This is a genomic window from Dermatophilus sp. B7861-1, from assembly GCF_058996045.1.
This window is the reverse complement of sequence record NZ_CM180082.1, coordinates 1637076-1650637: the sequence shown is the minus strand read 5'-3', so window position 1 is coordinate 1650637 and position 13562 is coordinate 1637076. Positions and strand designations below refer to the sequence as shown.

The window sequence follows — 13562 nt, the reverse complement described above, 5'->3', positions numbered from 1 at the left end:
CGCGGAGTTCGCTGTGTTGGCGTTTTCCGGCTGGTGTCGTTTCCTGGGTGCCCAGTCGATTACTAGGTGTTCGAGGGCCGGTTTTCCGGTTCTGCGTTACACAACGAGGAGTGTCCGTGCCGAAGATCATCGATCGAGTCCTGCGAGCAGGTGAGGGGCGTGTGCTGCGTCACCTAGAGGGCATCGTTGCTCAGGTGAACGCGATCGAGGAGGATTTTCTGTCGCTCTCTGATGCGGAGTTGCGGGCAGAGACGGACAGGTTTAAAGCGCGTATCGCTGATGGTGAGTCGTTGGATTCGCTGTTGCCGGAGGCATTTGCCGCGGTTCGTGAGGCGTCTTCTCGAACGATTGGTAAGCGTCACTTTGATGTGCAGGTGATGGGTGGAGCGGCGTTGCATATGGGCAATGTTGCTGAGATGAAGACCGGTGAGGGTAAGACGCTGGTCGCGACTTTGCCGAGTTATTTGAATGCCTTGTCGGGTAAAGGTGTTCACGTTGTCACGGTGAACGACTTCTTGGCTAAGTATCAGTCTGAGCTGATGGGTCGTGTGCACCGCATGTTGGGGTTGGAGACGGGTGTGATCTTGTCGCATCTGACGCCGGCTCAGCGTCGGGCGGAGTACGCGAAGGACATTACGTACGGCACGAATAATGAGTTCGGCTTCGATTACCTGCGTGACAACATGGCGTGGCAGACCGAAGAGTTGGTGCAGCGGGGGCATAACTTCGCGATTGTGGATGAGGTGGACTCGATCCTCATTGATGAGGCGCGTACGCCGTTGATCATTTCTGGTCCGGCTGATGGTGTGACGCGGTGGTATGTCGAGATGGCGAAGATGGTTAAGCATCTTGAGCGGGGGCGTGGCGCGGATCGTCTGCGTGGTATCGAGGCCGAGGGTGACTACGAGGTCGACGAGAAGAAAAAGACGGTTGGGATTCTTGAGCCGGGCATCGCCAAAGTGGAGGACTACCTCGGTATTGACAACTTGTATGAGAGCAACAACACGCCTTTGATCGGGTATTTGAACAATGCGATCAAGGCTAAGGAGTTGTTCAAGCGGGACAAGGATTACGTGGTCATGGACGGTGAGGTGCTCATCGTTGATGAGCACACGGGCCGTATCTTGGCTGGTCGTCGCTATAACGAGGGGATGCACCAGGCTATTGAGGCCAAAGAGGGGGTGAAGATTCAGAACGAGAACCAAACGTTGGCGACGGTGACGTTGCAGAACTATTTCCGCCTGTACAACAAATTGTCGGGTATGACGGGTACGGCTCAGACGGAAGCAGCTGAGCTGCACCAGATTTATAAGGTTGGGGTGGTGCAGATTCGGACGAACCGTCCGATGGTGCGTCGTGATCAGCCGGACTTGGTGTACCGGACAGAGGTCGCGAAGTTTGACGCGGTGGTCAAGGACATTGTTGAGCGTCACCGTAAGGGCCAGCCGGTGCTGGTGGGTACGACCAGCGTGGAGAAGAGCGAGTATCTTTCGCAGCAGTTGGATGCTCATGGTGTGCCGCACGAGGTGCTGAATGCGAAGTATCACGAGCGTGAAGCGGCCATTGTGGCTGAGGCTGGCCGTCGAGGTGCGGTGACGGTTGCGACGAACATGGCCGGTCGTGGTACCGACATCATGCTGGGTGGTAACCCAGAATTCCGTGCAGTGGATGCATTGCGCCGTCGAGGGCTGTCGCCGGAGGAGACGCCTGAGGAGTACGAGGCGGCTTGGGATCAGGCTTTGGCTGAGGCTGAGGCTGCGGTGAAGTCTGAGCACGACGAAGTGTCGTTGCTGGGTGGTTTGTATGTGTTGGGTACCGAACGGCACGAGTCGCGTCGTATCGATAATCAGTTGCGGGGTCGTTCTGGCCGTCAGGGCGACCCGGGGGAAAGCCGTTTCTACCTGTCATTGCAGGATGATTTGATGCGGTTGTTTAACGCTGAGCGTGTGAACCGCTTCATGGTTGCTGTGAAAATGGACGATTCGGTTCCGATCTCGGCGAAGATGGTTACCCGCTCGATCCAGAGTGCGCAGACGCAGGTTGAGGGCCGTAACTTCGATATTCGTAAGAATGTTTTGAAGTACGACGATGTTTTGAACACTCAGCGCAAGGTTATTTACGGTGAGCGTCGTCGTGTGCTTGAGGGTGAGGATCTGCATGAGCAGATGCGTTACTTCATCAACGATGTGGTGACTGAGTATGTGCGTGCTGCGACAGAGGAGCAGCTTCCGGAGGATTGGAAGCTGGAGCAGTTGTGGTCTGATGTGGCTGAGTTGTTCCCGGTGTCGTTGTCGTTGGCGGATGTGGAGTCTGCTGCCGGTGGCCGTAGTTCGGTGACTCGGGAAATTCTTGTGCAAGAGCTGATCTCGGATGCTCAGTTTGCGTTGGATGCACGGGAGGCGCAGTTTGGTCGCCGTGCGATGCGTGAGGTGGAGCGTCGTGTGGTTCTCAGCGTTCTGGACCGTAAGTGGCGTGAGCACTTGTACGAGATGGATTACCTCAAAGAGGGTATTGGGCTGCGTGCGATGGCTCAGCGTGACCCGGTGGTGGAGTACAGCCGTGAGGGTCACCACATGTTCCAGGCGATGATTGAGGCCATTAAGGAAGATGCTGTGCGTCTTCTGTTCAATGCCGATATCAAGGTGGATGAAAGCCAGTTGCCTCCGGAGGAGTCACCGGAGCAGAGCTCGGGTGAGGCTGTGCGTGGTGAGGGTGTCGAGCATCCTGATGCGCGTCGCTTTGCGTATTCCGGCGGCGGGGACACTGTGGGTGAGACTGAGCAGCGGGGTAATCGTCGTGAGCGTCGTTCGCGCAGGTTGCGTCGCCGTGGACGTTGATGTTGTGTTGTCCGTAGCGTTGTGAAACGTACCTTAAGGCCCGCACGGAACACCGTGCGGGCCTTAAGGTACGTGCTGGTGGGTTACTTGGTGGTGATTTTTTCGATGCTGACTTTGGCAGAGCCGATGGCGGCGTTCTCGGAGTTCATGATTGTGAGTTCGCCGAACATGTGGCGCCCTTCGCCTGGTTGGGTGTTGGGAGTGATTTCACCCGTGATGGGCAGGGTGGCTCCGTGTTCGAGGGCGTGCAGGGGGCCGTTGTTGATGGTGAGTTTGCCTAGCGTGCTGCTGTAGTAGACGTCTTGGTAGTCGTAGGCCATTTTGCCGCTGGGGATTGTGTATCCGTCGATCTCGACTGTGTAGGTGCCCGCGGTGGGGTGAGCGAGGGTGACGGTTTCTTCAGCGGAGGAAGTTGCGGCGCGGCCTACTTCGGTGCCGGAGGCGTCACGGACCACGATGTCTAGGTCAGAGTTGATGTCTGCTGGTTTACCGGTGGAGATTTCCAGTCGGTTGGTTCCGGCGGGTACGGCTACTTTGTAGGTGTGTTTTTCGCCTTGGCTGATGCTGGGGCGTTCTTCGTGTGCGGAGCCTAGGGGACCGCCGGTGCCGCGTACGGGGGTGTTACCGAAGTCGTTTTTGACGTTCCAGTTGATTTCGGTTGGGCTGCCCACTGATGCGGTGGGGATGGTTTTTTCGGCGGGGTCGACGGTGACGCCTTGTGCTGATGCGGTAAGGCGGAAGGGGTTGGATGTGACGGGTGTGCGTCGGCTGGCGTCGACGACGATTTCCCATACGCCGGGGCGTGGGTTTGTGTATGCCCGTGAGGTGGGTGGGCAGACTTTGGCGTCACCGATGGATGTGTAGCAGCGGTTTTGGATTTTTTCGCTTTCGACGGGCATGCCCAGTGGGTCGATTGCGAGGAAGCGCACGGCAGATCCGTGTGCGATTCCGGCGAGGTTGACCTGGAGTGCTTGGGTTTTTTCCGGGACGGTGACGAAGATGCTGCGTGCTCGGACGCGGTCGATGTTCCCGGCCATGGAGGCGGTGTATGGGGCGGAGTCGAGTGCGTTGGATGTGATGATGTCGGCCATCATGCGGGTGCCGCGGATGGTGTTGTCACGAGGTGTGATGTCCAGGATGGCGGCGTGGGTTCCTAGTGTTTTGGGGGTGGCGATCACCGGGATGGTGACGGGTTTTCCTAGGGGTAGTTCCACGGCGTTGGTTGAGGAGTAGGTTCCGTCGTTGCCTATCCAGGTGAGGGTGTGTGATGTGGTTTCTTGGGGGCCAGCGGTACGGGTGATGGTCACGTTGTATGTGCGGCTTTGGCCAGCTTTGTGTCCACCTTTGGTGGCGTCACAGCGGTTGTAGATGCCTTCGCCTTTGTTGGGTGTGGCTAGCAGGTGGGCTAGTGGTGTGCACACGGGGGCGGAGATGGCGTATTTGTTGGAGGCTTCGGGGGCTTTGCGCAGTATTGGCCAGGCACGGTCGATGCGGATAAGGCCGTTGCCTTGGGCAGTGGGTTCGAGTCCGGGGATGAATCGTGTTGTTGATTCTAGGGATGCGCGTAGTTGTGCCGGTGTGACGGGTAGGTCGTTTTGGCGTGCTGCGGACAGCAACAGTGCTGCTGCGCCGGTAGCTTGTGGGGAGGCCATGGAGGTTCCGTTGAACATGGATAGGCCAACAGGAAGTTTGTAGCTGACCTGCGGGATGTCTTCGGGGTCCATGAACATGGGGACAGCGCTGATGGCTGACCCGGGGGCCATGATGTTGGGTTTGAATCCGCCGTCTTCGCGGGGTCCGCGAGAGGAGTAGTTCTGTGCCCAGTATTCTTCTTTGGCTTTAGCGCCGTAGTTAGCTAGCCAGGTTTCTTTGGAGGCTCCGGCGGCGACGCTGACGGCATCGGTTGCTACGGAGGGGTCGCCGATGGTGTTCGTGCCTGCTCCGGAGTTGCCTGCGGAGATGAAGATTTGTACACCGTATTCGTCGATGATGCGGTTGTAGAGAGCAGATCGGGTGTTGTTGCCGTCGTTGAGGGCGGGGAGGCCGCCGATGGACATGTTGACTATGTCGACGCGTTGGTTGGCAACGAGTTCGATCATGCCTTCAGTGAGGGCGACGGAGGTGCAGCCACCTGCGTAGACGCAGGCTTTGGCGGAGACAATTTTTGCCCCGGGGGCTGCTCCTTGCATTTTCCATCCGGGCATGTTTGCTGCGGCGATTCCGGCGACGTGGGTGCCGTGGGCGCTGGCTACGGTGCCGATGTTGATGACGTCGGCCGTGGTTCCGGCATGGCCGATGGGGGTGAGGTCGACGTTTGTGCGGTATTCGACGACGAAGGGGACGTTTTCTTGGACGCGTGTGGAGGGGTTGTCTTTACCGAAGTGTCCGACTTGGTTTTTTTCGGCGTATGGCCGCATGGGGGTGTTGTTGGTGAAGTCGTGGTCGCCGTCGGTGTCGATCCAGATGTCGTGGGTTCGGTAGTCGTACAGGATTCCCCAGCTGTCGTCGGTTTTCCCGTTCCTGTCGATGTCTCCCTTGAATTCGCTTTCCGCAGAGCTTGATTCGCGGAATATGTCGATTGAGTATTGGGCGTCGTCGCGGTGGGGGAGTTTCCAGCTTGTTCCGCGGAATGTGGCTGTTTCGCCGGATACGCGGTTGAGCATGACTCGCCAGGTGGGGTCTGATTCCAGAAGTGGATCTGTTGCGGTGATCCAGTTGCTGATTTTGCGTTCACCGGTGGTGGTTGTTGCCAGTGCTGGGTGTTCTAGGTCTACGCCTGAGTCCAGGACGCCGATGGTGATTCCTCGCCCGTCGTAGGTGGGGTTTTTCTTGGTGAAAGCAACTGCGCCGGTGTCAGCGGTGGGGAGGTAGGGGTTTTCGGCGGGGGTTTGTGGTGAGGGGCCGGTCCAGGGGCTGGAGCCGGTGCTGGTTCCTGGTGTGGGGTCAGGTTTGGGTTCGGAGACGATTTCATCGAGGTCTACGTATTTGACCTGCGGGATTGTGGAGATGTGTTCAGCTTTGCTGGTGGGTACGGATGCGCGTACGTATCCGAGTTTGTCGTGGACGTAGCCGATGGTTGCCCCAAGTGAGGTGAGGTGTTTGACGACTTCGGCTGTTTTTCCTCGTTCAGTGGCGGCCATTACCGTGACGCGTGATTTGCCTGCGGCTTCTGCCTCGACGAGTAGCTCTTGGCTGTGGCTGCTCATTTTTTCTTTGTCGGGTGCGCCTTTGGCTCCGTCGGAGACCTCTCCTGTGGTGGAGGCAGGTGGCAGGGGTTCTGCGCTTGCGGGGATGGCGGTGGGTCCGCCGAGTGTGAGTGCCAGGGCGAGGGTGGCTACGTTGCCGATCCTCGACGTGCGTGCACGCATGGGTGTTGTCCTTTCGAGAGGGGGCGAAGTGTATGGCCTTCGATCCCCCCTGGCCGCTCCGCTGTGCACACTCTCGCTGGAGGGGTGTTCTTTGGTGCGACATTTCGACGTGGTTTTTTCTGGTGTCGCGGTGAATTCCCAGGTGAATGGGTAGGTCTGTGGTTTTCGTGTCGTGTTGTTGGGGTAGCGGTAAGGCCGTGCTGGCCACTGTGATGGGTGGCTGGCACGGCCTTCTTGAAGGGTGCTGAGGGTTAGTCGAGGTAGAGCTCGGTGACGATCCAGCGCCCCCGGTTTTGGGTGATGCGTAGGGCCATAGTGTGGATGACACCTTCTTCTTCGAGGATGACGGCGGCGTCGTAGATGCCGTTTTTTGGGGTGCTGCCGACGACGGTGCGTAGTCGGACGGGTTTGATTTTCATGGTGCTGCCTGCGCGGTGGCGGCGTCGGTCGAGGGATCCGTGGATTTTGGGGCTGACGAATCGGGCGAGTGTGGAAAGGGGGCGGCGGCCGCGGAGGACTTCGAAGAGGGTGACTGCGAGGCGGCCGACGTAGTTTTCGGCAGGTGGGAGTATTTCGGGTTCGGTGGGGCGGGTGGCAGTGGTGCTGCGGGCGGGGGTGAGTTGTATGTCGAGGCGGTCTTGGGCGTAGGGGGTGGGGTTTTCCGGTTCGAGGGTAGTGGGGCGGGTGCGGGTGATGACGGTGGCGTGGGTGGGGATGTTGCTGGGGGAGGGGTAGATGCGCCATGAGCCGATGGTGGTGCTGGGGATGGTGGTGCTGTTGGTGGCCGAGTCGGTCATGGCTGTCTCCGAGGGGTCGGTGAGGGTGCTTTTGTCGGGTGGGCTACAACCTCACCTTAATGCAGTTTGGTGCAGTTTGATCTCATTTGTGGGTTTAAGGGTCTCTTTAGATCTTGTTGATTTGTTGGGGTGGTTGCGGTGGTACGTAGCGGGTGTGTTGGCTTGGGGCACGTTTACAAGGAGGACGAATGCGCTGGGAACGACTGTTTTCCGATCTCGAAGGCATGGCTGACGAGCAGGATCGGGCGTTTCTGGAATCCGAAATCGCGGACCGTGTTCGTCGCGAGCTCGCTCGAGTAGAGCTTTCGGATCGTCTGCGGGCCAACGATGGCCGCATCTGTCTGGTGTTACGCGGAGGCCGAATGCTCTCCGGTGACCTCATTGATGCAGGTGCAGACTGGCTGCTGATGGAGAACCGGGAGCAGGTTCTTGTTCCTCTTCATGCCGTCATGGAGATCAACGGTCTAGGTAGGGCTGTTGCCGCGCCCTCTGATATGCGTAAGCGGTTGTCTATGTCACACGCTTTGCGTGTGATTGCGCGGCATCGAGTTCCGGTGGCTGTTGAGGATGAGATGCGGCGGGTGCGCACCGGCACGATCGATATCGTGGGTGCAGATTTCTTCGAGTTGGCCGGGCACGCCCCTGACGTTCCGCGCTCGGCGCGTTACGTCCAGGGGGTGAAGATCGTGCCGTTTAGTGCCGTGGTAGCTGTGACGACTCTGGCTAATCAGCGCAATTCATCAACGCGTTCATCAGCGGAGTCATCTGCGCTTTGGGGAGATTCGGCGAGGTAACGGCGCGTTTCGGCGTACATGCGTTGGATGTAGTTCTCTAGTTCCACCGATTCGACGCGCCATTGTCCGCGTCCTCCTACCCGAATGGCGGGTAGTTCGCCGCTACGCACGAGTGCGTATGCCTGGGCAGAGGAGATATTGAGGACCTCGCAGACATCGGACAACAGCAAGAAGCGTGATGTCATCGCTGGTCTCCTTCGTGGTTGCTGTGCAGGTGTGTCGACGTCAGAGATACCGGCACCTGGGTGTGGGTGGAGCCAGCGCCCGTACAGTCAACGGTCGACCGAGTTTAACCGCAGGTTGCGAGGCAAGTCGTATCGACTGTGGGCCCTGTGGATAGCTGACGTGGCGTGCGGGGAGCTGTTCGTGGCGGCGCTGTAGGGGGAGCTGCCGCGAGGGGCATTGAAGATCAAGGGGATTCGTAATGCGGGCTGCGCGTGTGCGAGTGATAGTCGGGGGAAATATCGGCCTTTTGCGTGAGGCGCTGGCTATCTCACGTGGTGTCGACGTGGTTGCTGAGGAAGAAGAAGTCGCCGGGGTGGCGGCTGCGGCAGAGGCAGCCCTGGCAGATGTGGCCATCGTGAATCTCACAACCGTGAGGCTGCAACGATCTCTGGTGGAGAAAATGCGTCAGCGGGGTGTGGCAGTGCTGGCTGCAGTACCACCAGGAGCAGCTGATGAGGCCCAAACCGCGTTGCGGATCGGGGTTGACGGGCACATGTTTATGAATGCGAGTCCCACCGATGTGCCTCCACTCTTACGACAGGCCTGTGAGCGCGTTGCCTGTGATGATCAGGCACGCACACAGCGACTGCGGGGGCGAGGCCCGCGAGGGCGTGAACTCCAGGCCACCAAAACCGGAGAACTCAGCGCAGCTGTGGAAGGACAGCTGGGAAGCGTCATTGCGTTGTGGGGTCCTGCAGGCGCTCCGGGACGGACAACGATTGCTGTGGGGGTGGCGGCAGCGTTAGCTGGGCGCGGTGTGCGCACACTGCTCATCGACGCCGACACTTACGGCGGCGCAGTAGCTGGTTCGTTAGGTCTTGAACAGGAATCTCCGGGACTCGTGGCGGCGCTGCGGCTAGCCGATCGGGGGCTTTTGGAGCCTGTCGATGTTGAGTTGCTTTCGGTGCAGGCAGGGCCGCTGCTGCAGGTGTTGACCGGCCTGGATCGCGTTGACCGGTGGCCAGCTTTGGTTCCTGAGTTGATTGGCCCGGTTTTTGACGTGGCACGCCGGTATGCACAAGTAACGGTTGTTGACTGTGGTTTTGCGTTGGAAGATGACCCGGAGTTGAGCTATGACACGTATGCTCCGCGCCGTAATGGGGCAACTTTAGCTGCGCTTGAGGCAGCTGATCACGTAGTCGCGGTGGGGTGTGATGATCCGGTTGGGCTGTCGCGTTTAGAGGATGGGTTGTTGGAGTTGGCCGCTGTGGGTAGCCCAGCGGAACGAGTTGTGGTTAACCAGGTCCGCACGCCGTTGCCCAAGATCACGCGAAGCGGGGTGCAGGAGGGGGAGTCCGGGCCAGTAATGGCGCGATCTGCGGCGTGGCGGCGATTGTATTTAGGACACACGGTGCATTTGGTTCCAGCTGACCCCGAAGGCGTATGGGCTGCGCGGATGAAGGGAGTACCGGTTACTGCTCTACAGGAGCGTTCACCTGCAGGGGCGGGCATTGATCATTTGGCGCAGGGACTGCTGGAGCAAGTGGCACAGTACTCGTCGGTGTAAGGCCAGGCAGCTAGTTACCTGGCCTTAATCTCTGCTGGCAAGGCAAGAAACGTACGATGACAGTGAAGGCGTGATTAATCGGTCACGTTATATGCGTTGCTGAAGCTGTGGAGGGTCCGGATGGGTGAGGTGAGGGTGTTCATCGGGGTGGGGCAAGAGGTGCCTGCTGCAGTGGCGCAGGGAGGTGCATTGCTTGCTGCTGGGGGGCGTGCGCACATGCTCACGCCGACGTTGTCTGCGGTTTTTCCAGAGCATGATGAAGAAGACCTGGAGTATGAAGCGCTGTGGGAGGCAGCGGCAGATTGTCCTGGCCGGATTGCTGTTGCAGCTGCAGATGTTCCAGCGGCATGGGTGAGCGAACAGCCAGAAGAAGACGCACCGGGGCATGTGGTGGTATCGGCGGAAATCCCACTTTCAGCTGTGGTGAGTTGGCATATCGAGTTAGCTGAAGATGGCCCTGACGATGAGCTCTCCTGGTACGACGTGACAGAGACGCATGAGGTTGCCCGGCTCATGGCGTGAGCCTCGCAACCTCATGCAGGCGTCCCTATTTCCTGGGCGATAGCCCGAATTGTCTCTACCAGTGCTGGGGCAGCTGCTTTTTCGATGCTGGGGCCGAACAGTGGTACGGCGGCGGTGATGTCCGCGTCGAGTTCTAGCTGGCAGCTGTCGGGGTCGGTGGGGCGCAGGTTCAGGGTTCCGATTCCGGTAACAGGGGTTCCCGGGGCGGTGATGTTGACAGATGAAGTGCGGGTTCCCTCAGCTGTGGCTGCTTCCCAGTGTTGGGTGAGTCGGACAGTCAACGTGGGGCCAGCTAGCCGCGCTGCTGCTGAGGGCATGCCTGTTGTGGGTAGAGCGAAAGTAGCTTCGACGTTAAAAGCGTCTTCCTGTTGTGTGATGTGCACGTCTGCGTTATGGGCGCCGATGTGTTCGGCGCCGCGGTGATAGATCGCCTCATCAGTAAGACGACGACCAGCCTCTTCCGCGGTTGTTGCGATCAGAAATGTCTCGTGCACATGCATGGGCGACAGGCTACCGGGTTCCTGCTTCCTGGCCGGGGTGGGGGCGTGAGGCGTTTATGTGAGGTAGTTCTGGTTCGGGGCATCCGTGCCGGAGGCGTTCGGTGGCCAAACGTAGGCGGTAGCGCGCTTTACCGGTGGCGGTGGCGTGGCGGTGGCGGCGAACATCGTCGTCAGATTCGGTGCTTGTTGGGCGAAGCAGGTCGGCGCGTAGGGCGCGCATGTTTTCTGTGAATGCGTGTAGGGCTTGTCCGAGAAACTCAGCGTCGGTGGCAACCATGAGCGAAGAGGGCATCGCATCGGGGGAGTGGGTGATTGTTGCGGCGTAGGCAAAAAGTTTGCTTGCGAGCGCGGCACAGGAGTCTACGTCTGCGTGGCATTCCAGGGATGGTGGGTTTTCGTCGTTGTTGGTGCTGGTGTGGCAGCGGCGACTGGTGCGTTCGGCGATGGCGCCAGGGGTGGGGATAGGGGCATTTTGGGTTGCGGCGCGGACGTGTTCGCTTGTTGGGTGGGCAAGGGTGGCGCGTCTGGCGATGGTGGCCAGGGCATCGAGTAGGTGTTCTTGAGTGTGGTGGTCGCCAACGTCTACACAGGTTGTCGCTGGCAGTCTGGCGAGGGCGTGAAGGGCGATTTCGTGGGGGGTGGGGTGGTTGGTCACGGGAACACCCTAGGGTGCGGGGGCGCTGGGAGGGGTGTTGCGATGTGTGCCTGTGGATGGGGTGTTTGTGGTGGGTGTTGTTGGGGATGAGTTGGTTGTTGTTGGGCGGCGCTAGTCTGGGGATATGGCGACGTTCAGCGAGAAATTGCAGTTCGTTCCAGGGCTGCGCAGTAAGGACGTCGATTGGTTGCACATGCTGGTCGGCGATTGGCAGTTAATCGCTGATTTGGCGATCGGTGATCTTGTTTTGTGGGGGCTTGCTCGTGATGAGGAGCAGGTTTGCCAGGGTGGTTTTGATCAGGCTGCGGATGAGGCGGCGTTGTTGGCTGGTCGTCGTCCTGAGGGAACGAAGTGGACGGTTTTGGCGCATGTGCGGCCTAATACGGGGCCGTTGGTGTTTTATGACGATTTGGTGGGGGATCAGGCGAATGAGGCCAGCACTTTGATGTTGGATCAGGCTGTTGCTGCGCGGGCGATTGTGACTGCGGGGCAGTGGCCGCACAGTGTGTTGCGGCGGGTGGAGGCTACGCCGGTGGTGCATCGGGGGGCGGCTATCGCGGTGGTGACGCGGCATCAGTCTGTGGCGCAGGTGCGTGCTGCTAGTCAGCTCGAGCGGGTGTATCAAGCGACCGCAGATACGTTGATGGGAATGATTCGTGATGGTGGTTTTCCGTTGTCAGGTCAGCCGAAGTCGCAGCGTCATGGCACTCCGCGGGCTGGGGATGGGGTTATTCGTATCGACAATGACGGTGTTATTGAGTATTTGTCGCCGAATGCCACGAGTGCGTTGTTGCGATTGGGGCATGAGGGCCCTTTGAAGGGTGCGTATTTGTCGAAGGTTGTGATTGACCTTCTGCAGGGGCATACGAATGTGGATGAGACGTTGCCGTTAGTGACGATGGGGCGCGCGGCGTGGCGCACTGATGTTGAGGCTGATGGCGGCGTGATGGCTATGCGGGCGGTGCCGTTGCGGCAGGGCAAGGAACGTTTGGGGGCGTTAATCCTTGTTCGTGACATCAGTGAGTTGCGGAGGCAGGAAGAGCAGCTTCTTACAAAAGATGCGACTATCCGCGAGATTCATCATCGGGTGAAAAACAATCTGCAGACGGTTGCTGCGTTGTTACGTTTGCAGGCTCGTCGTGTAACGGATACCTCTGCGCAGGCTTCGTTGGCTGAGGCTGGTAGGCGGGTGTCAACGATTGCGTTGGTGCATGAGACGCTTTCGCGCAGTTTGGATGAGAGCGTGGGGTTCGATGAGATCGCTACTCGGGTGATTAACGCGATTCTTGAGGTGGCCGGTGGGACGGTGTCGTGGTCGCGGCAAGGCAGCTTTGGTCATCTTGATGCTGCGGAGGCGACACCGATGGCGTTGGTGCTAGCTGAGCTAGTGCAGAACACGGTTGATCACGCATTTGGTCCTGATGGGGGTCATGTGGTGTTGAGTGTTGCTGAGGCGGATGCTGGGGTTTTGCGGGTGGATATTTTTGATGATGGGGTCGGCTTGCCGGAAGGGTTCAAACCGGGGCGTTCAGGGTTGGGGACGCAGATTGTGCGTGCTTTTGTGCAGGACTTGCGGGGGAAAATCACGTGGGAGGCGCGCCCTGAAGGGGGAACGAAGGTGACTTTTACTGCGCGTAAACGCCTCACGGCGCACTCCCGCGCTGGGTGAGCGTGGTGAGTGCGCCGTGAGGTTTCGCCGGTGGTCGACCGGCGGGTGTGAAGTTAGCTGGCGCGGCGGGCGCGGGCGTTGCGGCGCTTGAGGGCGCGGCGTTCGTCTTCAGACATGCCACCCCATACGCCGGCGTCTTGGCCGGATTCGATGGCCCACTGCAGGCAGGTGTCCATGACTGCGCAGCGGCGGCATACGGTTTTGGCTTCTTCAACCTGGAGCAGGGCGGGGCCGGTGTTTCCGATGGGGAAGAAAAGCTCGGGGTCCTCGGTCAGACATTCTGCTCGGCTGCGCCAATCCATGAGGAGTTCTCCTTGAAGTACGTAACGGGGAAAGTGGTTGGTGGACCGATTGAGTCGTCGAGTTGTTCACCGAGGTGTGGTGTGGAGGCCACATCTCGGACATGTGCTTCCGGCATTCTGTGGAACAGGTGGGCACGTGGTGGGTGTGTCTGTTCCGTTGAACGTGTGACATCACAGGAGGATGCGTGTTCGTTAGCCGGTGTGCGTGACGCCAGGGCGTCGCACGGCAACATCCACTGACCTGTGGTGGCCAATGGGCCGCTGCCCTACGACGTCGAGAGCGATCATGCTCGCGATGTTTGGGTCCGGTCTGTTTCACGTGCGTCTTTGCATCCCTCGTTCTGGAGGAGGAGGGCGAGTGAAACAGGTTGATCCTGTGCGCAACT

General features: G+C 59.3%; 12 protein-coding genes. 5 read left to right on the top strand and 7 right to left on the bottom strand.

Features of this window, described 5'->3' with window-relative positions; all coding sequences use genetic code 11:
• The first annotated feature begins 116 nt into the window (after positions 1–116).
• The gene (gene secA / locus AC2T9U_RS07310; protein ID WP_208303232.1) at positions 117–2837 is read left to right on the top strand and encodes a preprotein translocase subunit SecA; all 2721 of its coding nucleotides are present in this window, start codon (positions 117–119) and stop codon (positions 2835–2837) included.
• Positions 2838–2920: 83 nt separating this feature from the next.
• Here the strand turns inward: secA and AC2T9U_RS07305 are convergent, their stop codons facing one another.
• Together AC2T9U_RS07305 and AC2T9U_RS07300 are read right to left on the bottom strand one after the other, a co-directional pair.
• Positions 2921–6205 (bottom strand): S8 family serine peptidase, encoded by a 3285-nt coding sequence (locus tag AC2T9U_RS07305; RefSeq protein ID WP_493695664.1) that lies wholly within the window; start codon positions 6203–6205, stop codon positions 2921–2923.
• A 251-nt stretch (positions 6206–6456) separates the two neighbouring features.
• Positions 6457–7002 carry an Rv3235 family protein gene (locus tag AC2T9U_RS07300; RefSeq protein ID WP_115029847.1) on the bottom strand — a complete coding sequence of 182 codons (546 nt, stop codon included), beginning with the start codon at positions 7000–7002 and terminating at the stop codon, positions 6457–6459.
• A 188-nt stretch (positions 7003–7190) separates the two neighbouring features.
• Here AC2T9U_RS07300 and AC2T9U_RS07295 point away from each other — a divergent pair, with 188 nt between their 5' ends.
• Positions 7191–7796, top strand: a complete 606-nt coding sequence (locus tag AC2T9U_RS07295) for a hypothetical protein (RefSeq protein WP_493695663.1) — start codon at positions 7191–7193, stop codon at positions 7794–7796.
• On the opposite strand, the gene AC2T9U_RS07290 is transcribed toward AC2T9U_RS07295, so the two are convergent.
• Positions 7730–7981, bottom strand: a complete 252-nt coding sequence (locus AC2T9U_RS07290) for a helix-turn-helix domain-containing protein (protein ID WP_493695662.1) — start codon at positions 7979–7981, stop codon at positions 7730–7732. The two genes, AC2T9U_RS07295 and AC2T9U_RS07290, sit on opposite strands and share 67 nt — an antisense overlap.
• A gap of 239 nt (positions 7982–8220) precedes the next feature.
• Between AC2T9U_RS07290 and AC2T9U_RS07285 the strand changes: the two genes are divergently transcribed.
• Positions 8221–9528: a CpaE/TadZ family protein gene (locus AC2T9U_RS07285; RefSeq protein WP_493695661.1), complete on the top strand. Its 1308-nt coding sequence runs from the start codon at positions 8221–8223 to the stop codon at positions 9526–9528.
• 120 nt (positions 9529–9648) lie between these two features.
• The gene (locus tag AC2T9U_RS07280) at positions 9649–10050 is read left to right on the top strand and encodes a DUF6912 family protein (protein ID WP_493695660.1); all 402 of its coding nucleotides are present in this window, start codon (positions 9649–9651) and stop codon (positions 10048–10050) included.
• Positions 10051–10061: 11 nt separating this feature from the next.
• Here the strand turns inward: AC2T9U_RS07280 and AC2T9U_RS07275 are convergent, their stop codons facing one another.
• Positions 10062–10550 (bottom strand): DUF2505 domain-containing protein, encoded by a 489-nt coding sequence (locus tag AC2T9U_RS07275; protein WP_493695659.1) that lies wholly within the window; start codon positions 10548–10550, stop codon positions 10062–10064.
• A gap of 10 nt (positions 10551–10560) precedes the next feature.
• On the bottom strand, positions 10561–11205 hold the full coding sequence (locus AC2T9U_RS07270; RefSeq protein WP_115029859.1) for a hypothetical protein: 645 nt from the start codon (positions 11203–11205) through the stop codon (positions 10561–10563).
• Positions 11206–11329: 124 nt separating this feature from the next.
• On the opposite strand from AC2T9U_RS07270, the gene AC2T9U_RS07265 reads away from it, so the two are divergent.
• Positions 11330–12874 carry a sensor histidine kinase gene (locus tag AC2T9U_RS07265; protein WP_493695658.1) on the top strand — a complete coding sequence of 515 codons (1545 nt, stop codon included), beginning with the start codon at positions 11330–11332 and terminating at the stop codon, positions 12872–12874.
• A 53-nt stretch (positions 12875–12927) separates the two neighbouring features.
• Here the strand turns inward: AC2T9U_RS07265 and AC2T9U_RS07260 are convergent, their stop codons facing one another.
• Entirely contained in the window at positions 12928–13176 is a 249-nt protein-coding gene (locus tag AC2T9U_RS07260; protein WP_028327913.1) for a WhiB family transcriptional regulator, read from the bottom strand.
• Entirely contained in the window at positions 13146–13292 is a 147-nt protein-coding gene (locus tag AC2T9U_RS07255; protein WP_181816009.1) for a hypothetical protein, read from the bottom strand. The genes AC2T9U_RS07260 and AC2T9U_RS07255 overlap by 31 nt, the downstream gene beginning before the upstream one ends.
• Between the last annotated feature and the right edge of the window lie 270 nt (positions 13293–13562).

Coding starts and splice junctions, on each gene's coding strand:
- AC2T9U_RS07300 (WP_115029847.1), bottom strand. CDS start 7,002: ATGACCGACTCGGCCACCAACAGCACCACCATCCCCAGCACCACCATC.
- AC2T9U_RS07255 (WP_181816009.1), bottom strand. CDS start 13,292: ATGCCGGAAGCACATGTCCGAGATGTGGCCTCCACACCACACCTCGGT.
- AC2T9U_RS07285 (WP_493695661.1), top strand. CDS start 8,221: ATGCGGGCTGCGCGTGTGCGAGTGATAGTCGGGGGAAATATCGGCCTT.
- AC2T9U_RS07290 (WP_493695662.1), bottom strand. CDS start 7,981: ATGACATCACGCTTCTTGCTGTTGTCCGATGTCTGCGAGGTCCTCAAT.
- AC2T9U_RS07260 (WP_028327913.1), bottom strand. CDS start 13,176: ATGGATTGGCGCAGCCGAGCAGAATGTCTGACCGAGGACCCCGAGCTT.
- AC2T9U_RS07305 (WP_493695664.1), bottom strand. CDS start 6,205: ATGCGTGCACGCACGTCGAGGATCGGCAACGTAGCCACCCTCGCCCTG.
- AC2T9U_RS07275 (WP_493695659.1), bottom strand. CDS start 10,550: ATGCATGTGCACGAGACATTTCTGATCGCAACAACCGCGGAAGAGGCT.
- AC2T9U_RS07295 (WP_493695663.1), top strand. CDS start 7,191: ATGCGCTGGGAACGACTGTTTTCCGATCTCGAAGGCATGGCTGACGAG.
- AC2T9U_RS07280 (WP_493695660.1), top strand. CDS start 9,649: ATGGGTGAGGTGAGGGTGTTCATCGGGGTGGGGCAAGAGGTGCCTGCT.
- AC2T9U_RS07265 (WP_493695658.1), top strand. CDS start 11,330: ATGGCGACGTTCAGCGAGAAATTGCAGTTCGTTCCAGGGCTGCGCAGT.